At 65.3% G+C, this 21685-nt stretch carries 17 protein-coding genes; 8 read left to right on the plus strand and 9 right to left on the minus strand.

The features are described 5' to 3' along the window. Positions 1-24: 24 nt before the first annotated feature. Together NOF55_RS07725 and NOF55_RS07730 are read right to left on the minus strand one after the other, a co-directional pair. Complete coding sequence (locus NOF55_RS07725) at positions 25-1605, minus strand: hydantoinase B/oxoprolinase family protein (protein WP_306410763.1); 1581 nt, start codon at positions 1603-1605, stop codon at positions 25-27. Further along, the gene (locus NOF55_RS07730; protein ID WP_306410764.1) at positions 1602-3695 is read right to left on the minus strand and encodes a hydantoinase/oxoprolinase family protein; all 2094 of its coding nucleotides are present in this window, start codon (positions 3693-3695) and stop codon (positions 1602-1604) included. Before NOF55_RS07730 ends, NOF55_RS07725 begins: the two co-directional genes overlap by 4 nt. A gap of 187 nt (positions 3696-3882) precedes the next feature. Between NOF55_RS07730 and NOF55_RS07735 the strand changes: the two genes are divergently transcribed. After that, positions 3883-4545, plus strand: a complete 663-nt coding sequence (locus tag NOF55_RS07735; protein ID WP_306410765.1) for a TetR/AcrR family transcriptional regulator — start codon at positions 3883-3885, stop codon at positions 4543-4545. A 134-nt stretch (positions 4546-4679) separates the two neighbouring features. Here the strand turns inward: NOF55_RS07735 and NOF55_RS07740 are convergent, their stop codons facing one another. Further along, positions 4680-6620, minus strand: coding sequence for a methyl-accepting chemotaxis protein (locus NOF55_RS07740; protein ID WP_306410766.1), 1941 nt, complete (start codon positions 6618-6620; stop codon positions 4680-4682). A gap of 379 nt (positions 6621-6999) precedes the next feature. On the opposite strand from NOF55_RS07740, the gene NOF55_RS07745 reads away from it, so the two are divergent. Continuing rightward, positions 7000-8043, plus strand: a complete 1044-nt coding sequence (locus tag NOF55_RS07745; RefSeq protein ID WP_306410767.1) for an SMP-30/gluconolactonase/LRE family protein — start codon at positions 7000-7002, stop codon at positions 8041-8043. 114 nt (positions 8044-8157) lie between these two features. Here the strand turns inward: NOF55_RS07745 and NOF55_RS07750 are convergent, their stop codons facing one another. Genes NOF55_RS07750 through iolD form a run of 5 tightly spaced genes read right to left on the minus strand, consistent with a single transcriptional unit; the run spans position 8158 to position 13956 of the window. Continuing rightward, a complete protein-coding gene (locus NOF55_RS07750; protein ID WP_306410768.1) occupies positions 8158-9321 on the minus strand; it encodes a Gfo/Idh/MocA family protein in 1164 nt (387 codons plus the stop codon). After that, positions 9318-10379, minus strand: a complete 1062-nt coding sequence (locus NOF55_RS07755) for a sugar phosphate isomerase/epimerase family protein (protein WP_306410769.1) — start codon at positions 10377-10379, stop codon at positions 9318-9320. Before NOF55_RS07755 ends, NOF55_RS07750 begins: the two co-directional genes overlap by 4 nt. Before the next feature lies 1 nt (position 10380). Then, entirely contained in the window at positions 10381-11193 is an 813-nt protein-coding gene (locus NOF55_RS07760) for an SDR family oxidoreductase (protein WP_306410770.1), read from the minus strand. Continuing rightward, positions 11190-12083, minus strand: a complete 894-nt coding sequence (gene iolE, locus NOF55_RS07765) for a myo-inosose-2 dehydratase (protein WP_306410771.1) — start codon at positions 12081-12083, stop codon at positions 11190-11192. The genes NOF55_RS07760 and iolE overlap by 4 nt, the downstream gene beginning before the upstream one ends. 1 nt (position 12084) lies before the next feature. Next, positions 12085-13956 carry a 3D-(3,5/4)-trihydroxycyclohexane-1,2-dione acylhydrolase (decyclizing) gene (gene iolD, locus NOF55_RS07770; RefSeq protein WP_306410772.1) on the minus strand — a complete coding sequence of 624 codons (1872 nt, stop codon included), beginning with the start codon at positions 13954-13956 and terminating at the stop codon, positions 12085-12087. A 106-nt stretch (positions 13957-14062) separates the two neighbouring features. Here iolD and iolG point away from each other — a divergent pair, with 106 nt between their 5' ends. From iolG to NOF55_RS07800, 6 genes are all read left to right on the plus strand, one after another. Next, positions 14063-15070: an inositol 2-dehydrogenase gene (iolG, locus tag NOF55_RS07775; RefSeq protein ID WP_306410773.1), complete on the plus strand. Its 1008-nt coding sequence runs from the start codon at positions 14063-14065 to the stop codon at positions 15068-15070. A gap of 4 nt (positions 15071-15074) precedes the next feature. Next, a complete protein-coding gene (locus NOF55_RS07780) occupies positions 15075-16505 on the plus strand; it encodes an NAD-dependent succinate-semialdehyde dehydrogenase (protein ID WP_306410774.1) in 1431 nt (476 codons plus the stop codon). Between the two features lie 10 nt (positions 16506-16515). Further along, on the plus strand, positions 16516-17322 hold the full coding sequence (locus NOF55_RS07785; protein WP_306410775.1) for an HpcH/HpaI aldolase family protein: 807 nt from the start codon (positions 16516-16518) through the stop codon (positions 17320-17322). Then, on the plus strand, positions 17322-18290 hold the full coding sequence (locus NOF55_RS07790; RefSeq protein WP_306410776.1) for a hydroxyacid dehydrogenase: 969 nt from the start codon (positions 17322-17324) through the stop codon (positions 18288-18290). The genes NOF55_RS07785 and NOF55_RS07790 overlap by 1 nt, the downstream gene beginning before the upstream one ends. Beyond that, entirely contained in the window at positions 18283-19404 is a 1122-nt protein-coding gene (locus tag NOF55_RS07795; protein ID WP_306410777.1) for a Gfo/Idh/MocA family protein, read from the plus strand. The genes NOF55_RS07790 and NOF55_RS07795 overlap by 8 nt, the downstream gene beginning before the upstream one ends. 245 nt (positions 19405-19649) lie before the next feature. Next, entirely contained in the window at positions 19650-20534 is an 885-nt protein-coding gene (locus NOF55_RS07800) for a MurR/RpiR family transcriptional regulator (RefSeq protein WP_306410778.1), read from the plus strand. A 119-nt stretch (positions 20535-20653) separates the two neighbouring features. Here the strand turns inward: NOF55_RS07800 and NOF55_RS07805 are convergent, their stop codons facing one another. Beyond that, entirely contained in the window at positions 20654-21667 is a 1014-nt protein-coding gene (locus NOF55_RS07805; protein WP_306410779.1) for an ABC transporter permease, read from the minus strand. Positions 21668-21685 lie beyond the last annotated feature (18 nt).

The following is a 21685-nucleotide window of genomic DNA, read 5'->3' on the forward strand; positions in this document are numbered from 1 at the left end:
CTGCAAGGATTGACTGCTTCGGATTCAGGCGTTTTCGGCCCCCCATCCGCCGCCGCCGGGTGTTTCGACGACGATGACTTCACCGGCCTGCAAGGTCAGCGATCCCTTACCGGCGAGACGGTGGCGGGCACCGGTCTCATCCTCCATCCAGTTCACGCCGGTAGCACCTTTGCCGCCGCCATGAAGACCGTAGGGATGGAATTTGCGCCTGTCGGTCTGCAAGGAGACGCGCGCCTCGTGACCGATGATGCGCAGCGCGCGGACCACGCCCTCTCCGCCGGGGTTGAGGCCGGTGCCCGCTGACCCCTCGCGAAGCTCGTAGCGCTCGACCCGGAAGGGATAGCTGATCTCGAGCGCCTCGATCGGCGTGTTGAGCGTGTTCGACATGTTGGCATGCACGCCGCTCATGCCGGGCCCCATCGGGCGGCCGCCCTGCCCGCCACCGATCGTTTCGATATAGGTGTAGGGCTTGCCGTTGCGCGGGTCGCGCCCGCCGATGCCGATCAGGTTCATCGTACCCTGGCTTGCAGCGGCGATCCGCTCCGGCGCGAACTGCGAAAAGACCCTGAGCACGGTGTCGGCAAGACGCTGCGTCGTCTCGGTATTGGCCGCGCAGACGGCAGCCGGACGGCGGGCGTCGAGAAACGAGCCCTCGGGAATGCGGATATCCACCGGACGCATGACGCCGGCATTCGGCGGCAGGGTCGCATCCATCAGGATCTTGATCGAGTAGAACACCGCCGAATGCACCATCGCCTGAACGGCATTGATGTTGCCGCGCCTGAGGGGCGAGCTGCCCTCGAAGTCGAAGATCATCCTGTCCGGAGTGACCTCCACCGCCAGACGGATCAGCACCGGATCGTCGCTGCTTCCGTCATCGTCGAGGCAATCCTCCCCCGACCAGCGTCCGGCCGGAAAATCCGCCAGCCGCCTGCGCATGCGCCGCTCGGAATAGTCGAGAATGGCGGCCAGCCCTTCTTCCAGCATCGCTGCGCCGAACCGCTCCGCCAGTTCCTCGACGCGGCGGATGCCGACGCGCAGGGCCGCGAGCTGGGCGTTGATGTCGCCCTTGCGCTCCTCGGGCGTGCGGACATTGGCGAGGATCATCGCCATGATGTCCTTCTGCTCGACGCCGCGGCGGTAAAGCCGCACGGGCGGAATGATCAGCCCTTCCTGAAAGATCTCGGTCGAGCGACCAGGCATGGATCCGGGCTCCATGCCGCCGACATCCGAATGATGCGCGCGGCTCGCCACATAGGCGATGCAGCGGGCCTCGACGAAGACCGGGGCGATCAGCGTGATGTCCGGCAGGTGGGCGCCGGCGATGTAAGGGTCGTTGACCACGACCACGTCGCCGTCCTCGAGCGGATCGAGCATGGCGAGCGTCGGGCCGACGGCCCGCAGCATCGAGCCGAGATGGACCGGCACGTGCTCCGCCTGCGCGACGAGCTGCGCCTGCACGTCGAAGATCGCGCAGGACGCGTCCATGCGCTCCTTGATGTTCGGCGAAAAGGAGGTCAGCTTCAGCACCACGCCCATTTCCTGCGCCGTCGCCTCCAGCGCGTTCTTGAGCACTTCCAGCCGGATCGGGTCGAATCGGGTCATTGCGCGACCTCCACGATGAGATTGCCGGATGCATGCACGGTCAGCACGTCGCCGGGATAGACGATGGTCGTCGCCGAAATCTCCTCGATCACGGCAGGCCCCCGGATGACATCGCCGGCCCTGAGACCGGCCCGGTCGTAGATCGGCGCGTCATATGCGAGGACAGGCGCCGAAGGATCGAACGGCTCGAAATGGATCCGCCGCGATCCCTTGAGCGCTTCGTCCAAAGGAACGATGTCGCCTTTCGGCAGCGCCGGCAGAACCGGCTTGTCGATCCGACCGATGCCGGTGACGACGATCCCGACGATTTCGAGCGGGCTCGACGGGTCCGCATGGCCGAAGCGCGCCTCGTGGGCGGCATGGAACCGGGCCGGAAGCCCGCGCCAGAAACCGGCGGCGTCGATATCCACCGGGATCGGAAGATCGTAGCTCTGGCCGATGTAGCGGACGTCGATCTTGACCTCGATCTCGCGCCGTTCCATCGCCACGCCGTCCGCGGCCAGATGGTTCTGCGCCCGTTCGACCAGAGTGCGGATGGCCGCGAGCGCCTCTTCGGCGCCGTCCTCGCGATAGGCGGCGATATGCGTTTCGGCGAAGGTGTGGTGCAGGTCGGAAATGAGCTGTCCCATCGCGCAGAGAATGCCCGGCGTCGGCGGCACCATGACCCGCGGCATCCTCAGCTCGCGGGCAACCGGGCTGCCGTGCATCGGCCCGGCCCCGCCGAAGGGCACGAGCGCGAATTCGCGCGGATCGTATCCGCGCTCGACGGAGACGACGCGAATGCCACGCACGATATTGGCATGGGCGACGCGCAGGATGCCCGCCGCCGCCTCGTAGAGGTCGAGGCCGAGCGGCGTGGCGATCTCGCGCTCGATGGCCGCTCTGGCCGCTTCGGCGTCGAGACCGAGATCGCCGCCGAGCCGCGACCTGTCGTCGAAGCGGCCAAGCACCAGATTGGCGTCGGTCACGGTCGGGCGGGTGCCGCCGCGCCCGTAGCAGACCGGGCCCGGAACGGCTTCGGCGCTCATCGGGCCGACCCGCAGGGCGCCGCCGTCGTCGATCCAGGCGATCGAGCCGCCGCCGGCGCCGATCGCATTGATGTCGATCACCGGCAACCGGATCGGCACGGTCTCCAGAGTGGTGGAGCGGGTGATCTCCGGCCGACCCTTGCGGATCAGGCTGATATCGGTGCTCGTGCCGCCGATATCCATCGTGATGATGTCGGAAATCCCGGCCATTTCGGCGACATGCGCGCTGGCGACGACGCCGCCCGCCGGGCCGGAAAGAACGGTGTGGACCGGTTTGACGCGGGCGCTGTCGATGCTCATCAGCCCGCCGGCGGCGTCCATGACCATGACCGGCCTGCCCGGCCGCAGCCCGAGCCCCTCGCCGTCGTCGGCCAGCATCTCGCCGAGGGAAGCGAGATACTTGTGCATGACCGGGCGCAGATAGGCGTTGAGGACGGCGGTGCTCGCACGCTCGTATTCGCGGAACTCGGAATTGATGTCCGTCGAAATGCAGACCGCGGCGTCCGGCAGCAGCGTCTCGAGAAGATCGCGGGCGCGCTGCTCGTGCGACGGATTGGCATAGGAATGGAGGAAGAGAATGGCTACCGCCTCGACCCCGTGTCCGGCGAGGAATGCGGCCGCTTCGCGAACGTCATCCTCGTTCAGCGGCTCGATTTCCTCGCCGCCGGGGCCGAGGCGGCCGCGGACCGTGAGGCAAAGCTCCTGGGGAACGAGCGGCTCGGGTCGCACGATGGCAATGTCGAAAAGCGTTGGACGGTTCTGCCGGCCGATCAGGAGAAGATCGCGAAAACCGCGATTGGTGATGAAGGCCGTCGTCGCCCCCTTGCGCTGGATGACGGCATTGGTGGTCGTCGTCGTGCCGTGGCCGACATAGGTAACGTCCCGCCCCGTCGCGCCCTGCAAGGCAATCGCCCGCTTCAATCCCTGCACGGTGCCCCGCGCCCGGTTGTCCGGCGTCGTCGAAACCTTGGAAACGGTGATGGCTCCCGTTGCCTCGTCATAGGCGATACTGTCCGTGAACGTGCCCCCGACATCCGAGGCGACACGAATTCGCGCGCTCATATGGTTCCCCGTTTATTGTATAACGATAACGTTTGCGTTACAGGTCATCACAGGTTTGACGATCTGTAAAGTAGAATCATTGATAGGCAGATATTTTTCACCTCAGGAAATTTGACAGTTTGGCGGACTTCGCCGTTCCGTGATAATGGGTGCTGAGAAATGAGATACGGATATGGATGGGGTTAAAGTGGTCGCTATAGCCAGGCGGGCAGCAAGCTATGAAGAACGGACGGGCCGCACCCGCGAGGCGATCCTGGCCGCCGCCGAGCAGGAATTCGTGGCCAACGGCCTGAGCGGCGCCACGATGGAAAGCATCGCGAAGGCCGCCGGCGTCAACAAGGCACTCGTTTATCGCCATTTCGAACGCAAGGAACTGCTTTTCCAGCGCGTTCTCGTCATGGCCTACCGGCGCCTGCGCGACATGGAGGCGAATCTCGAATTTTCCGACGACCCCGTCGCAGCCCTTGAAGAGCTATGCAGCTTCACCCTTCATTATTATCTCGAGAATCCGAACTTCCTCGTCCTCGTCGGGGTCGAAAACCTCCACAAGGGCGAAAACCTGCGCTCGGTCGCGCGCGAGGAACTCGCCATCAGCAAGCTCATCCGGGTCGTGACCGGCCTGCTGGCGAAGGGCGAACGGGCCGGCGCCTTCCGGCCCGGTCTCGACCCAGTCGATCTCTGGCTGACCCTTTCCAGCCTGTGCTGGTTCAGCGTTGCAGGCGCTTATACCGTGGACATCACCTTCGGCCGCAACATCCACCAGCCGGCGGAGGCCGAGGCCCGGCTGGCCGTCATCAAGGACGTCATCCGCCGCTACGCGCTGCGCCCCGAAAGGCTGCCGCCAATTTGAAAGCAGCGTTGCCCGCGCCCCTGCGGGCGAGGCGCCGATAAAAAACCGGCAGCCCTGCTCGCGGGAACAGGGCTGCCGGAACGCTATGGGAAAAATGCGGGAGCGAAACGGATACGGGTGCGGGCCCGATCCGGTCAGAACTCCTCCCAGTTGTCCTTGCGCATGTCGAGCGCGGCATTGCCGGAGAAGGCCGATGCGATCTTGCGGCCGAGCGCGCGCGCCGGCGAGGCCACCGGCTCTTCCCGGCCGACGGTCTCGCGAACCGGCGCGGGAGCGAAATGCTGCTGGCCGGCCTGCGACAGCCTGAACTGGGCAAGCAACTGGTTGAGCGAAGCGACTTCCCGGGCAAGGCCGTGGCTGGCCGCCGTCGATTCCTCGACCATCGCTGCATTCTTCTGCGTGTCCTGATCCATCTGGTTCACGGCGGTGTTGATCTGCTGCAAACCGGAGGACTGCTCCTGCGCCGACTCCACGATCGCCGCGACGTGGCGGTTGATCGCCTGCACTTCCGAAACGATCGTTTCCAGTGCCTTTCCGGTGTCGCCGACGAGCTGCACGCCTTCCTGCACCTGCCCGTTCGACGTGGTGATCAGCGACTTGATCTCCTTGGCGGCATTGGCCGAGCGCTGGGCCAGTTCCCGCACTTCCTGCGCCACGACCGCGAAGCCCTTGCCGGCATCGCCGGCACGTGCCGCCTCGACGCCCGCATTGAGCGCCAGGAGGTTCGTCTGGAAGGCGATCTCGTCGATCACGCCGATGATGTTGGAAATCTCGTTGGACGACTTCTCGATCCGCTCCATCGCGACGATGGCCTGGCGGACGATTTCGCCGGACTGTTCCGCACCGGCCTTGGCGCGGCCGACGAGTTCGCCGGCTTCCTGCGCACGCTTGCTGGAATCCTTGACCGTGGTGGTGATCTCTTCCAGCGCCGCGGCGGTCTCTTCAACCGATGCGGCCTGCTGTTCGGTGCGCTTGGCCAGATCGTCGGCCGCCGATTTGATCTCGTTGGCGCCGGCCTCGATACCGCGGGCATTCTGCGCCACCCGTTCCAGCGCGACCTGGAGCTTTTCCGCGGAACTGTTGAAATTGTCGCGAACCGCGTCGAGCGAGGCGATGAACGGCTCGCTGATCCGGTAGGACACGTCCCCTTCCGACAGCTTGGACAGGCCGGTTGCGAGGCTCTCGACCGCAAACGTCACCTTCGCGGCTTCCTCGGCTCTCGCCTTCTCGCGCTCGATGCGCTCCTTTTCGCTCAGGGAGCGGTTGGCGTCCGTTTCCTGCGCAAGGCGAATGCGCTCGATGGCGTTCTCCCGGAACACCTGCACGGCCTGCGCCATCTGCCCGACTTCGTCCTTGCGGTCCATGCCGTCGATTTCGGCGGTCGTTTCGCCGTTGGCCAGATGGACCATCCGCTCGCGGAGCCTCACCATCGGCGCGGTGATGCCCTTGTGAGCGATCGTCATGGCAATGGCGATGGCGGCGGCAATGCCGGCCAGCAGGCCGCAGAACGCATTGACGATGGTGGACGAAACGGAATCCGACAGCGTCTTCGCGCCCGTGTTCAAAATCTCAGCCATAGCCGCGTTGTTCGCACCGAACTTGGGCGAAAGCTCCACGATGGCTTCGTCAAGCCTGACACCCAGCGCCCGCACCTTGTCCGGATCGCCCGAAACATGCGCCTTCAGCATCTCGTCGCCGACGGCCTTCAGCTTGTCGGCGCCGGCAAGCAGGTCGTCGATCGCCGCCTTTCGGCTGGGGACCAACTCGGGGATCTGCACGAGACGATTGCGCGCGCCCTCGAATTCCTTGGAGAAGCGCCCGGACAGATCGTCGAAGGCCGGGGAGCCGGGGTCCTGGGCGAGCGCACGCGTCAGCCAGGTCGTTGCGGTCCACATTCCGGCGGCGCCACGCGGACCGAAGGTCGCCGCATTGCTTTCACGTTCGAGGAAGCCGCTATAGGCCTGGTTGGCCGCGTCGAACCGGTTGGTCACATACATCAGCCCGGCGAGGGAAATAAAGGCCAGAATGGCAATGGACAGCAGGAACTTGGTCTTGATCTTCCAGTTCTTAAGCATGGGATACCTTGCTGGATAGCGATGGGGAAGGGCTTGGGAGGGCATGAAGAAGCTGACGCTCCTTCCGTTTGGACACCGCACATCATGCACATGGTTTCGACCCGTAGGTCATATGTCCCGCATTGCAAGGAACCACCTCCACTTTAAAAAACGCTTAAGCGGCAAATGCGAGATCATGCCTTTCGCCGGCCAAATGATCGTTCCTGTAAGTTTTTGTTATATATTGGAAATTCTTTATTCACCACGTTACGGGAAACCGAAACTTGGCAGTTCCGAAAAATGCTGCACCCGCTAACAAGAGCAGGGGCCATGTCTGCGGTCCGCCCGCCCCGCCGGGATGACATGATATGAAGTCACTATCCATTCTTGAGAGGCTAGATTGAATTACACACGCCGCAACATGATGGCCGCGTCGGCCGCAGTGCTCGCAACCTCCGCACTCCCCAGGATCGGCGCCGCACAATCCTTTCCCTTCACGCCCAACCAGCGTTATCCCGACCCGGCGATCGAAATTCTCGATCCCAGCTTCGCGAAATACCGCATCAGCTCCAGCACGCTCGAGCAGGTGGCGACCGGCGCCCGCTGGCTGGAAGGACCGGTCTGGTTCGGCGATGGCCGCTACCTGCTGGTCAGCGACATTCCGAACAATCGCATCATGCGTTACGACGAAGCGAACGGCACCTGGAGCGTCTATCGCGAGAACGCGAACTATACGAACGGGCACGTGCGCGACCGTCAGGGCCGGCTGGTGTCCTGCGAGCACCTGACGCGCCGCGTCACGCGCACGGAATACGACGGCAGCATCACGGTCCTCGCGGATAATTATAAAGGCAAGCCGCTCAATTCGCCGAACGATATCGTCTGCAAGTCGGATGGCTCGCTGTGGTTCACCGATCCGCCCTTCGGCATCGGCGGCGAGTGGGAAGGCCGGAAGGCAGAGGCCGAACTGCCCCATTCCGTCTACCGCATTTCCCCGGACGGCGAACTGGACCTCGTGACCGACGAGCTAAAGGGACCGAACGGCCTCGCCTTCTCTCCGGACGAAGGCAAGCTCTATATCGTCGAGGGCCGCGCAACGCCGCACCGCATCATCTGGAGCTACGACGTCGGGGCCGATGGCGTCACGTTGTCGAACAAGACGGCCCTCGTCACCGCCGATGACAATGGCGGTCTCGACGGCATCAAGGTCGATGTCGACGGCAATATCTGGTGCGGCTGGGGCAGCAGCGGCGCGCCCGGTGCGAAGCCCGAGGATCTGGACGGCGTCAAGGTCTTCAATGCAACCGGCAAGGCAATCGGCTTCATCCGCCTGCCGGAGCGGTGCCCGAACCTTGTTTTCGGCGGCGCCAAGAAAAACCGTCTCTACATGGCAAGCAGCCATTCGGTCTACGCGCTCTATGTGGAAGCGCGGGGCGCCGTCTGAGGCATGACAGGACCTTGCGGCCAGCCATCCGGTTCGGCCGCAAGGTCACACAACGGGCGGCTCCGCCCGCCCGAAGAATGCCCGCGGAAGGCCCTCTCCCGCGGGCGGATGGCGTCACACCGCGACGGGCGTGATCCACGGCTGGTCTTCCGCCTCGGCACTGTCCACCACGGCTTCGACGAAGGCCACGCCCTTCAGGCCGTCATAGGCGAGCGGAACGTTACGGCCGAGCGGCCCCGGCTCCCGGCCCTGCCGGTGGGCACGGATGGCCTCGGCAAACCCGGCATAGAGATTGGCGAACGCTTCCAGGTAGCCTTCCGGATGGCCAGGCGGCGTGCGGGTGCGCACCTTGGCATCCTCGGACAGATCGTCGGCACCGCGCTTGATGATCTGCACCCGCCCGTCGAGCGGCGTGTAGACCAGCTCGTTCGGCTGTTCCTGGAACCATTGCAGGGAACCCGTCGAGCCGAAAACCCTGAGCCGCACGCCGTTGGAGTTTCCGAGCGCGACCTGCGACGACCACAACAGGCCGCGCGCGCCGCCTTCGTAGCGCAGCATCACATGGGCATTGTCATCCAGCGCCCGGCCTTCCACGAAGGTCGCCAGATCGGCGGTCAGCGATTGCAGCTTCAACCCCGTGACGAAGCCGGCCAGATGATAGGCATGGGTGCCGATGTCGCCGATCGAGCCGCCCCGTCCGTTCTTCTTCGGATCGGTGCGCCAGGCGGCCTGGGCATTGCCCTGTTTCTCGATGGGCTTCGCCATCCATTCGAGCGGATATTCCACCTGCACCGTGCGGACCGTGCCGATCTCACCCCGCGCGACGCGCACGCGCGCCTCGTGGACCAGCGGATAGCCGGAATAGGTGTAGGTCACGCCGACGAACCGGCCGGATTCGCGGGCGAGCGCCTCCAGTGCCACGGCATCCTCCAGCGTCGCGGTGAGCGGCTTTTCGCAGATCACCTCGAAGCCGGCCTCGATCAGTCCCCGGGCGATGGGATAATGGGTGAAGTTCGGCGTGCAGATCGCCACGGCGTCGACGCGGTCCTCGCGTTCCCGCTCGCCGGCGATCAGGTCCTGCCAGGTGCCGTAGCTGCGGGCGGGATCGAGGCCCTGCGCGGTCGCGAAGGCGCGTCCCCGTTCCGGGTCCACGTCGAAAGCGCCGGCTGTCAGCTGCCACTGTCCGTCCAGCCGCGAGGCCAGACGGTGGATGTTGCCGATATAGGCGCCGTCGCCGCCGCCGACCATGCCAAGGCGAAGGGGTCGTTGAAAAGTCATGCGTCCTCCAGTCCGAGCATGGCCCGGTTGGCGCTGCGATCGGCGCCGGATTTCACGAAATCGTCGAAAGCGCGGTCCGACACGCGGATGATGTGGTCGGCAATGAAACGCGCACCCTCCGCCGCACCGTCCTCGGGGTTCTTCACAAAGCATTCCCATTCGAGAACGGCCCAGCCGTCGAAGCCGTAGCTGGTGAGCTTGGTGAAGATCGCGCCGAAATCGACCTGCCCGTCACCGGGGCTGCGGAAACGCCCGGCCCGCTTCGACCACGGCTGATAGCCGCCATAGGCGCCCGACTTGCCGTCGGGACGAAACTCCGCGTCCTTGACATGGAAGGTGCGGATGCGGTCGTGGTAATGATCGATGAAGGCGAGATAGTCCAGCGCCTGCAACACGAAATGCGAGGGGTCGTACATCAGGTTGGCGCGCGGATGCCCGTCGACCCTGTCGAGGAACATTTCCCAGCTATGGCCGTCATGCAGGTCCTCTGAAGGGTGGATCTCGTAGCAGACGTCGACGCCATGCGCGTCGAAATCGTCGAGAATCGGCATCCAGCGCTTCGCAAGCTCGCCGAACCCCTCCTCGATCAGCCCTTCGGGCCATTGCGGATAGGGGTAGAGATAGGGCCAGAGCAACGCGCCGGAGAACGTGACGTGCCGGTCGATGCCGAGCCGCTTCGAGGCGCGCGCCGCGAAACGCAACTGCTCCTCGGCCCAGGCCCGCCGCGCCGCCGGGTTGCCCCGGACATGGGCCGGCGCGAAGCTGTCCATGATCGTGTCGTGGGCGGGATGGACGGCCACGAGCTGCCCGGTGATGTGCGAGGCGAACTCGGTGATTTCCAGTCCGTGATCGGCCAGCATGCCCTTGAGTTCGTCGCAATAGGCGTCGCTTTCCGCCGCCTTCTGCATATCGATGAGGCGTGTGTCCCAGGTCGGGATCTGCACGCCCTTGAAGCCCTTGTCCGCCGCCCATTTCGCCAGGCTGGGCAACGAGTTATAGGGGGCGTCGTCCGCCGCGAACTGCGCCAGGAAAACGCCCGGTCCCTTGATCGTGCGCATGTCAGGCCTCCAGCTTGGCCGCCGGCACCGGCGCGTCGTCATAGCCGCCGTAGACCGACTGGTCGAAGGGGATCACCGCACCGGTCATCATGCCGCTGTCGTCCGAAGCCATCCACAGGACGGCGCGCGCGACCTCTTTCGGATCGAGGATCCGGCCGAAGGGCTTGGCGGCGGCGGCACGGTCGATGAAGGTCGGATCGCCCGTTTCCGACAGCACCAGCGCGCGCTCGTGATCCGAATTCATCCAGCCGATATCGAGCTGGTTCACATGGATGCGGTGACGCATCAGGGAAAAGCCGGCATGACGGGTCAGCGTGGCGAGCGCCCCTTTCGAGCTGGCATAGGGGGCGAGGAAAGGCTGCCCCGCCAGCCCGGACATCGATCCGATATTGACGATCCGGCCTTCGACTCCCTCGCGGATCATGACCTTCGCGGCGTCCTGCATCAGGAAGAAGGGCGCGCGCGTATTCACCGCGAACATGCGGTCGAAAAGCTCGGGCGTGGTATTCAGCATATTACCGCGGTCGGTCAGGCCGGCCGCGTTGACGAGGATGTCGACGCGACCGAAGCGCTTGTCGGCGGAGGAAATGACACCGCGCACATCGTCGATATTCTCGAGATCGGCCGGCACCATTTCGACCGGCACACCGGTCGCCCCGGTGATGGACTGCGCCACCGTCCGCCCTTTTTCCACTCCGCGGCCGACGATCACGATCCCCCCGGCCCCTGCCTCGGCGAAGAGTTGCGCAACCGCCGCGCCCAGCCCCTGCGTACCGCCAGTGACGACGGCAATCTTTCCATCGATACGGTTCATTTCACGACCTCGTAACCGGCAGCGTCCATGACGCGCAACAATTCCCTGTGTCCCTTGCGGGCCATGTCCAGCGGCGGATTGGCGACCGGGTCCTGCTCGGCTTCGACCACGAACCACCCCTCGTAACTCTTGGCGGCCAGCGCCTTGACGATCGCCTCGAAATCGAGGTCGCCGTCGCCGGGCACGGTGAACGCGCCCTTGATCACCGCATCGAGGAAGCTTTCTTTCGCACGGTCAAGTCCCTCCACCACGTTCCGGCGGATATCCTTGGTATGGACATGCGTGATCCGCGCATGGTGGTTCTCGATCACCCGCATGACGTCGCCGCCGGCAAAGGCCATGTGGCCGGCGTCGAACAGCAGCGGCACCGTGGAATGTTTCATGAGCAGATCGAGTTCCGCCTCGGTCTCCACCGCCGCCGCCATGTGGTGGTGATAGGAAAGCGGCATGCCCTGCCCCGCGCACCAGTCGGCGAAATCCGAAATCTTGCGGCCATAGGCGGCCATCTCGTCTTCGGAAAGCTTCGGCTTCGTCGCAAGCGGCGCCGAGCGCACGCCCTGAATGGAGCGTGCGGTTTCGCCGTAGACGATGCAGGGCGCTTTCGCAGCGATGAAGAAGTCCATCTGCTGCGCGATACGCTCCTTCTCGGCCTCGATGTCGCCGTCGAGCAGCAGGCCCGAGAACCAGCCGCCGCAGACCGAAATCCCGTAGCGGTCGAGAATCGGTCCCAGTTCCTTCATGTCCATCGGGAAACGGCGCCCCGTCTCCATGCCCGTGAACCCCGCCTCGGAGGCCTGGCGAAGGCACTCCTCCAGACTCACGTCGTCCGAAAGCTCCGCCAGATCGTCGTTCCACCACGCGATCGGCGCGATCCCAAGTCTTGCCTTCATGTCAGACACCCACGCGCTGCGCTGAACGGATCTTTTCCTGCGCCGCCCGTGCGGCGCGGACGGTCTCGAACGTCGAGATCTCCGGAACGCCGACATCCCAGTCGGCATCGCCCGGCACCCATTTCCAGGCGTCGGACACGATGGAGATGACGGTGACGCCATCGTTGTCCTGCGCCCATTTCAGGGCGTCCTCGAGATCGGCGAGGCTTTCGGCCTTGCGCGCCTTGGCGCCCATCGCTTCCGCATGCTTGACGAAATCGACGTGGAGGGGGTTTTCACGGTTCTGGATGCGGCTGTCGGCCAGCAGGTTGTTGAAGCCCGGAACGCCTTTGGCCTGCTGCAAACGGTTGATGACCGCGAAGCCGCCATTGTCGCAGACGACGACGATCATCTTGTGGCCGGTCAGCGCCGCCGAATAGATGTCCGAATTCATCATCATGTAGGTGCCGTCGCCGAGCATGACGATCGGCGTTCCGCCCGTTCCGCCGGGGCCTTCCTGCGCCAGGGCGCATCCCCAGCCGGCGGAAATCTCGTAGCCCATGCACGAGAAGCCGAACTCGCAATCGAAGGTGTTCGGGTTCTTCACCCGCCAGCCCTTGACCACCTCGCCGGGCGTGCCGCCCGCCGCGGCAATCAGCGTATCCTCGGGACGGGCGACCCTGTTCAGCACGCCGACGACCTGCGCATAGGAGGGAACCGGCACGTTGGTGGGAAGCTGATGCTCGTCGAGAAGCGCGTTCCATTCGGAAAACAGGGCCTTCGCCTGCGGCAGCAGCCGCTCGTCGGCCTTCCAGTCGCCGAGCGCGGAGTCGAGTTCGGTCACGGTTTCCAGCGCATCGCCGATCACCGAAAGCGCCCGGTGCTTCACCGCGTCGAAACGCGCGGCGTTGATCGAGATGAACTGCGCCTGCTGGGAGAAGGCCGTCCACGAGCCGGTCGTGAAATCCTGCAAGCGCGTGCCGATGGCGAGGATCACGTCCGCCTCCTTGGCCAGCGCATTGGCCGAGGTCGAGCCGACGATGCCGATCGGGCCGGCGTGAACCGGATGCTCATGCGTCAGCGCACCCTTGCCGGCGATGGTTTCCACCACCGGAATGCCGTGCTTCGCGGCGAATTCCGCAAGCTTTTCCTCGGCGAGAGAATAGCGCACGCCGCCGCCGGAAATGATCAGCGGCCGCTTCGCCGTCTTCAGAAGCTCCGCGGCGGCGGCCACCGTCTCGCGGTCCGCGCGCGGGCGCGGGATCTTCCAGACCTTGGGCTCGAAGAACACTTCGGGATAGTCGAATGCGATCTCCTGCGTGTCCTGCGCCAGCCCGATGAAGGCCGGGCCGCAATCGGCTGGATCGAGCATCGTCGCCACCGCCTGCGGCAGCGATTGCAGGATCTGTTCGGGCAGGACGATCCGGTCCCAGTAGCGCACGACCGATTTGAAGGCGTCGTTCACGGTGATCGTCGGATCGCCGAAATGCTCGACCTGTTGCAGCACCGGATCGGGCAGGCGATTTGCGAACGTATCGCCGGCCAGAAGCAGCACCGGCAGGCGGTTGGCCATCGCCACGCCGGCGGCAGTCACCATGTTCAGCGCACCGGGGCCGATGGAAGTCGCGGCGACCATGATCTGGCGGCGGCGCTTCGCCTTGGCGAAGCCGATGGCCGCCAGCGCCATCGACTGCTCGTTCTGGCCGCGCCAGGTCGGCAGCGTGTCCTGCACCGTTTCCAGCGCTTCGGACAGGCACGTCACGTTGCCGTGGCCGAAGATGCCGAACACGCCTGCGAAAAGCGGCACGCGCTCGCCGTCGATCTCTGTGAACTGGTTGCATAGGTAACGGACAAGAGCCTGAGCCATAGTCAGTCGCACGGTCTTACGGGTCATCTCGCCTCCTCCTGCGGATGGGGTATGTGATCTTGCATCGGAATACATATTGACAAGCGCAATATTTTGCAATGATTATTGCGAAAATTCTCGGGAGGAGATTTGAATGCTGAAAATTGCAGTGCTCGGCGTGGGCCGCATCGGCCGCATGCACGCGGAAAACATCGCGGCCCATCCCCGCGCGGAACTGGCCGGCGTCTTCGACGTCCTCGCGCCGGCGGCGGTGGAGGTCTCCGAAAAACTCGGCGCGATCCGCTTCGATTCGGTGGAGGCCGTGCTCGCCTCCCCTGACGTCGACGCCGTGCTGATCGCCACCTCGACGGCAACGCACGCCGACCTCATCGAGCAGGCGACGGCGGCGGGAAAACCGATCCTGTGCGAGAAGCCGATCGACCTGTCGCTCGACCGCGTCAACGCCTGCGCACGGACTATAGCAGGAAGCGGCGTGCCGGTCATGCTCGGTTTCGTGCGCCGTTTCGACAGCGGGCACAGCGCCGTCCGCCGCGCCATCGAGGACGGCAAGATCGGCGAACTGCATCAGGTCGTCATCACGTCGCGCGATCCGGGCATGGCGCCCGATGCCTATGTCGAGGTTTCGGGCGGCATCTTCCGCGACATGACGATCCACGATTTCGACATGGCCCGCTTCATCCTGGGAGAGGACGTGGCCGAAGTCACCGCCACCGGCTCGCGTCTGGTCGATCCGGCGCTGATGGAACGGTGCGACGACTACGATACGGTGAGCGTCATCCTCAAGACCGCCTCGGGCCGGCAGGCCATCATCAACAACTCGCGGCGCGCCGTCTACGGCTACGACCAGCGGGTCGAGGCGTTCGGCAGCGCGGGCATGGCGATCTCCGAGAACCATCCGCTCAATCATCTCAGGCTCTACGGCGACAGCTACACCGACCAGGCCGCGCCGTTGCTGAATTTCTTCATCGAGCGCTACGCCGAAGCCTTCGCCGCCGAAATCGACTCTTTCGTCGATGCGGTCGAACAGGGCAAGGCGCCGGAAGTGGATTTCGAGGACGGCCGTCAGGCCCTCATCCTCGCCGAGGCGGCGATCCGCTCGATCGCCGAGGGAAGAACCGTAAGAACCAGCGAGATCGGGTAAGCCCATGTACGCACAATTCGGACTGTTCATAAACGGTCGCTGGACAGCCGGCACCGTAACGGGGGAAGTCGTCTCTCCGGTCAGCGAGAAGGCGCTCGGCCTCGTGCCGCTCGCCACCGAAAAGGATACGCGCGCAGCACTCGACGCCGCCGCCGGCGCCCTGCCGGAACTGCGCCGGCTGGGCGGCTTCGCCCGTGCCGAGGCCCTGCACAAGGCAGCCGACGAGATGATCCGCCGCACCGACGAGGCGGCGCGGATGATCTCCATCGAAACCGGCAAGCCGCTCGTCCAGTCCGGCCGCGAATGGGGGCTCGCCTGCGACCAGTTCCGCTGGTTCGCCGAGGAAGCCCGGCGCATCTACGGCCGCATCGTCGACAGCCGGGTGCCGGGCGGGCGCTTCGAGGTGACGCGCGAGCCGATCGGCATCGTCGGCGCCTTCACCGCCTGGAACTTCCCCGCCGCCCTGCCGGCGCGGAAACTGGCGCCGGCCCTGGCGGCCGGTTGCCCGGTCGTGCTCCGCCCCTCCTCGCAGACGCCGGGCGTCGCGATGGTGATGGTCGACTGCCTGCGCGCCGCCGGCTTGCCGGACGGTGCCGTCAACCTCGTCGTCGGCGCGACCGCCGACACCTATCAGCCGATCATGGCCGATACCCGCGTGCGCAAGGTCTCGCTGACCGGCTCGACGCGCGTCGGCCAGCAGATGATCCGCGATGCCGCGGCTACGGTGAAGAAAGTGTCGATGGAACTCGGCGGCAACGCCCCGCTGATCGTCTACGACGACGCCGACCTCGAAAATGCCCTCGACTTGACAGTGCCGACCAAATTCGCCAATTGCGGCCAGGTCTGCGTCACGCCGGACCGGATTTTCGTCCATGACAGCCTGCACGACGCCTTCGTCGACGGGTTCGTCGCGCGTGCCGAAAAGATCAGGCTGGGCGACGGCCTCGATTCCGAAACCGGCATGGGGCCGCTGATCAATGCCGGCCGGCTCAAGGAAATCGAAGCCATCGTCGAGGATGCGGTCCGCGCCGGCGCGAAGATCGCCCACGGTGGCAAGCGTCCCGCCCATCTCAACAGCGGCTTCTTCTTCGAGCCGACGGTGCTGACCGACGTCACCGACGACATGAAGGTCTTCGCCGAGGAGAATTTCGGGCCCATTGCGGCGATTACCCGCTTTTCGACCGAGGAGGAGGCGCTCGAACGCGCCAATGCCTCGGACATGGGCCTGTCCGCCTATGCCTTCACCCGCTCGCCGGACCGGGCGCGGCGCACCGTCGCTGCGCTGAAATCCGGCATGGTCGGCATCAACAGCTTCGCGCTCGCCGCATCCGAGGCGCCGTTCGGCGGCACCAACCATTCCGGCATGGGGCGCGAAGGCGGCATCGAAGGGATCGAGGACTATCTCGATACCAAGCTCGCGCAAATCGTGTTCTGAGGAGGGCCCGATGTTCACCAACAAGCTCAGGCAGCAATGGTCCGAGGGCAAGCCCGCCATCAACGGCTGGCTGTCGATCGGCAATGCCTTCACCGCCGAGATCATGGCCGCGCAGGGCTACGATTCCGTGACCATCGACATCCAGCACGGGGCGCTCGACTACGGCTCGGTCCTGCCGATGTTCCAGGCCATGCGGGCCTCGGGCGTCACCCCTATGGCGCGCGTGCCCTGGCGTGAGCCGGGCGCCATCATGAAGGCGCTCGATGCCGGCGCGCAGGGGATCATCTGCCCGATGGTCAACTCGGCGGACGAAGCCGCCGAATTCATCAGCTACATGCGCTATCCGCCGCACGGCCAGCGCAGCTTCGGCCCCACCCGCGCGGCCTTCGCCTATGGCGGCTACGGCGTTACCGCGGACGACGAGGTTCTGGCTCTGGCGATGATCGAGACCCGACAGGGCGTCGAGAACCTGAAGGCCATCGCCGCCACGCCCGGCCTCGACGGCATCTATGTCGGTCCCGCCGACCTCACCCTCGGCACGCAGGAGGGCAGGCTGCCGCCGGGCTTCGACCGCGAGGAGCCGGAGATGATCGAACTGATCCGGCACATTCTCGCCGCCTGCAAGGAAAACGGCATTCGTGCCTGCCTGCATTGCGGCACCGCCGAATATGCCGCCCGCGCGGTGGAGTGGGGCTTCGACCTGACCACCGTTTCCGGGGATTCACGGCTGCTTTCCGCCGCCGCCGCCGCCTCGGTGAAGACGTGGCGCGACCTGACCAAGGCGGCCGCCGTCGAAGCGACGAAAGGAGCGTATTGATGCCGCATCTTCTGGTCGCCGGTAAACTCCATCCCTCGGGCGTCGCCCTGCTCGGGGAGCTCGAAACCCGGGGCTTCGGCGTGGACTATGTAGAGGACGTCTCGGAGCCCTCTTACGCACCGCTGATCCACAAGGCCGATGCGCTGGTCATCCGCACGCAGCCGCTTTCGGCGGCGACGATCGCCCGGGCCGAAAAGCTCAAGGTCGTCTCGCGCCACGGCGTCGGCTACGATTCCGTCGATCTTGCGGCGCTGAACGCGCGCGCGATAGCGCTCACCATCGTCGGCGATGTGAACTCCGTTTCGGTAGCCGAGCATGCGATGATGCAACTGCTCGCCGGGGCGAAGCGCGCGCTTCTCGCCGACCGCGCCGTCCGGGAGCCGGAACACTGGGGCTGGCGCAACCGGCTGGAACAGCAGGAAATCTCGGGCAAGAACCTGCTGATCCTCGGCTATGGGCGAATCGGCCGGCATCTGGCGCGCATGGCCGGCGGCTTCGGCATGCAGATTCGCGCCTACGATCCCTTCCTTGAACGCGCCGGCTGGCCGGAAGGCCCGGTGCGGCCCGTTACGCTCGAAGAAGGGCTTGGCTGGGCGGACTGCATTTCGGTGCATATTCCCAGGGGCGACAGGCCCGCCATCGGCCAGGCGGAGATCGCGCTCATGAAAGGCGGGGTCATCCTTGCCAACACCGCGCGCGGCGGCGTCGTCTGCGAGCAGGCGCTGGCGGATGCGCTTGCCTCCGGGCATGTGGGCGCCGCCGGCGTCGATGTGTTCGACGAGGAGCCGCCGGTCGACGGCTCGCCGCTGTTTGCGCATCCGAACGTGATCCTGTCGCCGCACATCGCCGGGCTCACCGCCGAATGCAGCGAACGCATGGCCATCCTCTCCATCGAAAACGCTGTCAATTACCTTGCGGGCACCATCGACCCGCGCCTCGTCGTCAATCCGGATTTCGCACATGCCTGAAAAACCCGTCCTCCGCATCGGCCTGATCGGCACCGGCTTCATGGGCAAGACCCATGTCTTCGGCTTCGCTTCGGCCGAGAAGGTCTTCGACCTGCCCTATCGCCTGGAGCTGCACACCGTTGCCGACGTGACCGGGGAGGCCGCCGCCCGCGCCGCCGCCGATTTCGGCTTCGCCCACTCGACGGCGAACTGGCGGGAACTGGTCTCGAACCCGGAAATCGACCTCGTCGACATCACCGCTCCCAATGCGCTCCATAAGGAAATGGCGCTGGCCGCCATCGCCGCCGGCAAGCACGTCTATTGCGAAAAGCCGCTGGCACCGCTCGCCGCCGATGCGCGGGAGATGGCGGAAGCGGCGGCGGCCCGGGGCGTGAAGACGCAGGTCGGCTTCAACTACCTCTGCAACCCGATGCTGCGGCTGGCGCGCGACATGATCGCCGCCGGCGAACTCGGCGAGATTCGCGGCTATCGCGGCCTTCACGCCGAGGATTACATGGCCGATGCCTCCGGCCCCTACACGTTCCGCCACGATCCGGCCGGCGGCGGCGCGCTGGCCGACATCGGCAGCCATGCGCTGGCCACGGCCGAATTCCTGCTCGGCCCGATCGCCGAGGTCATGGGCGATTGTGTCACCCTGATTCCCGAGCGTCCGGACGGCAAGGGCGGCACCCGCAGGATAGAGGTCGACGACGTCGGCCGCGCCTTCGTGCGGTTCGCGAACGGCGCGCAGGGCTCCATCGAGGGCAACTGGATCGCCACGGGCCGGAAGATGCAGCACGATTTCGAGGTCTACGGCACCAAAGGCGCGCTGGCCTTCACCCAGGAACGCTTCAACGAGCTGCATTTCTATTCGAGCGCCGACCCTGCCGGACGCCGTGGCTTCCGGCGGATCGAGGCCGCGCCGGACCACCAGCCTTATGGCCGCTTCTGCGTCGCGCCGGGGCACCAGCTCGGCTTCAACGATCTGAAGGCGATCGAGGTGGAAGGCTATATGCGCGCCATCGCAGGCGAAACGCCGGAGCCGTTCGGCTTCGCCGCCGGGCTGCGCATCCAGCAGCTGGTCGAGACCATCCAGAGGTCCTCCGCCGCGCGGCAATGGATGAGCGTCGCCTGAGACCACCGAAATCGGCCGCCCACATCCCTCCCGTGGCGGCCGCCGCCGGGGGCTTCGGCCCCCACAGGCCGGGCGCCCGGCTCTCCCTCCGGGCGCCCATCCCTTTCGAATAGCTGCGCGATGCCGGCCATAGGCGCAATCGGCAGGAGAACCGTCGGGACGAAGCCTTGAAGGCCCCTCTTCCTGCCCCCGCATCGCAGATCATTTCGCTTGGCATTTCGCAACAATTATTGCAAGTTCCAGTCATGAAGCAGCAAGCGCACGCAGAAGACCCGCCCAAGGATTATGAGGATCTGATCCGCCTGATTCATGAGCGCCATGATCAGATGAGCAAGACCTATCAGCGCATCTCGGTCTACCTGACGCAGAATCCGAACGATGTCGCCGTCCAGTCGGTCAACACCATCGCCGAGCATTGCGGCATTCACGCATCGAGCTTCGTGCGTTTTGCCCAGGCGCTGGGCTACAAGGGTTTCAAGGAATTGCAGGCCCTCTTCCAGAAGCGCCTGGCGACCGCCGCCCCCGGTTTCGAGGCCAGGGTGCGCGCCCTCGGCAACGAGTTGCAAAACCGCGAGGACAGGTCCGAATACGGCTTCCTGCACGATCTTGTCGTCCGCGACATCGCCTCCTTGCAGGATATGCTCGAACGGATCGGCGCCGAAGACCTGTCGACGGCGACCGATCTCATCGAGGCGGCGGACACGGTGTACCTGATCGGCCAGCTCCGCTCGGCGCCGGTCGTCGATCTGCTGCGCTACATTCTGACCATGCTCGGCAAGCGCTGCGTGCTGCTCGACCCCGGGGGCGGACTGGCGACCCACATGGCGCGCACCATGCGGCCGGGCGATGTGCTGATTGCCGTCTCCTTCCGGTTCTACGCCACGGAAGTGGTCAACATCGTCGAGGAGGCGGAAAAGACCGGCGTTCCCATCGTGGCGATTTCCGACAGCACGCTTTCGCCGCTGGCCAAATCGGCCAGGGTTCTGTTCGCCGTGCCTGAGCATGACTATACTTTTTCGCGCTCGCTCGCCGCGCCGATGTGTCTCGCCCAGGCCCTCACCGTCGCGGTCGCGGCCCGGGTACAGCAGAACATGACCGCACCGCGCATCCCCACCGTGACGGGCGCCTGACGCAGGCGCGTCAAACATTTCCGGACAATCGACCCCCACGAAAATGCCCGCAGCGCGAAGCTGCGGGCCGGTAGAGCAGTTTCAGGAAAAGTGCGCGACGGTCCCTTCCGTCCGGCGCGTCAGGCCTTCTTGCTGCGCGCCTTCTGCCGATAGACGTCGGCGACGACGGCGGCGACGATGATCACGCCCTTGACGATGTCCTGATAGTAGGCGTCGACGCGCAGGAACGTGAAGCCGGACATCATCAGGCCGAGGATCATCGTTCCGATCACCGTGCCGAAGATCCGGCCGCGCCCGCCGGCGAGCGAGGTTCCGCCGATGACGGCCGCCGCGATCGCATCCAGCTCGTACATCATGCCCATGCCGGCCTGCGCCGTCTCGGCGCGGGCGGCGGTGACGATCCCCGCCAGTCCCGACAGCAGGCCGGCAATCGCATAGACCTTGGTGAGATGGCTCGGGACATTGATGCCCGACACGCGCGCCGCCTGCGCATTGGCGCCGATGGCGTAGGTGAACTTGCCGTAGCGCGTATAGCGCAGGGCGATATGGAAGACGATCGCGACGATCAGGAAGATCGCGACCGGCCACGCGCCGGAACCGATTGCCGAGAAGCTCTCGGTCGGAAACGAAATCGGCTGCCCCTTCGTGTACCACTTGGCGATGCCGCGCGCCGTGACCATCATCCCGAGTGTGGCGATGAAGGGCGGAATGCCCGTCCTGGCGATCAGCGTGCCGTTGATGATGCCGGCGAGAAGACCGATCCCCAGGCCGATGGCGAGCGGCACGATGACCGGCAGGCCGGTCAGGCTCGGGTAGACGGCGCGGGCATAGTCGGCGCTCTGCGCGAAGCTCATCGCGATCATCGCCGTCATCGCGACCACCGAGCCGGAACTCAGATCGATGCCGCCGGTGATGATGACCTGCGTCACCCCGACCGCGATGATTCCGACCACCGAGACCTGAAGGATAATGATCGTCAGGCGCTGCGAATTCATGAGGAAGCTCTGCCCCTGGAAAATCCAGCCGAGCAACTCGAAGGCCAGCGCCACGCCGACCAGCACCGTCAGGATGCTCACCTCCTGCGGCAATTTGCGTCCAGTCCGCACCACCGGTTCGACCTGCACATTGTCCATCCTGTTTTCCTCCCCGGC

Origin of the sequence: Ectorhizobium quercum (assembly GCF_026552795.1) — a bacterium.
GTDB classification, from domain to species: Bacteria; Pseudomonadota; Alphaproteobacteria; order Rhizobiales; family Rhizobiaceae; genus Ectorhizobium; species Ectorhizobium quercum.

Bases quoted from the DNA above. Each gene is read 5' to 3' on its own strand.
- NOF55_RS07730 (WP_306410764.1), bottom strand. From the start codon at position 3,695: ATGAGCGCGCGAATTCGTGTCGCCTCGGATGTCGGGGGCACGTTCACG.
- NOF55_RS07750 (WP_306410768.1), bottom strand. From the start codon at position 9,321: ATGACTTTTCAACGACCCCTTCGCCTTGGCATGGTCGGCGGCGGCGAC.
- NOF55_RS07785 (WP_306410775.1), top strand. From the start codon at position 16,516: ATGTTCACCAACAAGCTCAGGCAGCAATGGTCCGAGGGCAAGCCCGCC.
- iolG (WP_306410773.1), top strand. From the start codon at position 14,063: ATGCTGAAAATTGCAGTGCTCGGCGTGGGCCGCATCGGCCGCATGCAC.
- NOF55_RS07795 (WP_306410777.1), top strand. From the start codon at position 18,283: ATGCCTGAAAAACCCGTCCTCCGCATCGGCCTGATCGGCACCGGCTTC.
- iolD (WP_306410772.1), bottom strand. From the start codon at position 13,956: ATGACCCGTAAGACCGTGCGACTGACTATGGCTCAGGCTCTTGTCCGT.
- NOF55_RS07790 (WP_306410776.1), top strand. From the start codon at position 17,322: ATGCCGCATCTTCTGGTCGCCGGTAAACTCCATCCCTCGGGCGTCGCC.
- NOF55_RS07760 (WP_306410770.1), bottom strand. From the start codon at position 11,193: ATGAACCGTATCGATGGAAAGATTGCCGTCGTCACTGGCGGTACGCAG.
- NOF55_RS07805 (WP_306410779.1), bottom strand. From the start codon at position 21,667: ATGGACAATGTGCAGGTCGAACCGGTGGTGCGGACTGGACGCAAATTG.
- NOF55_RS07725 (WP_306410763.1), bottom strand. From the start codon at position 1,605: ATGACCCGATTCGACCCGATCCGGCTGGAAGTGCTCAAGAACGCGCTG.
- iolE (WP_306410771.1), bottom strand. From the start codon at position 12,083: ATGAAGGCAAGACTTGGGATCGCGCCGATCGCGTGGTGGAACGACGAT.
- NOF55_RS07755 (WP_306410769.1), bottom strand. From the start codon at position 10,379: ATGCGCACGATCAAGGGACCGGGCGTTTTCCTGGCGCAGTTCGCGGCG.
- NOF55_RS07740 (WP_306410766.1), bottom strand. From the start codon at position 6,620: ATGCTTAAGAACTGGAAGATCAAGACCAAGTTCCTGCTGTCCATTGCC.
- NOF55_RS07780 (WP_306410774.1), top strand. From the start codon at position 15,075: ATGTACGCACAATTCGGACTGTTCATAAACGGTCGCTGGACAGCCGGC.
- NOF55_RS07800 (WP_306410778.1), top strand. From the start codon at position 19,650: ATGAAGCAGCAAGCGCACGCAGAAGACCCGCCCAAGGATTATGAGGAT.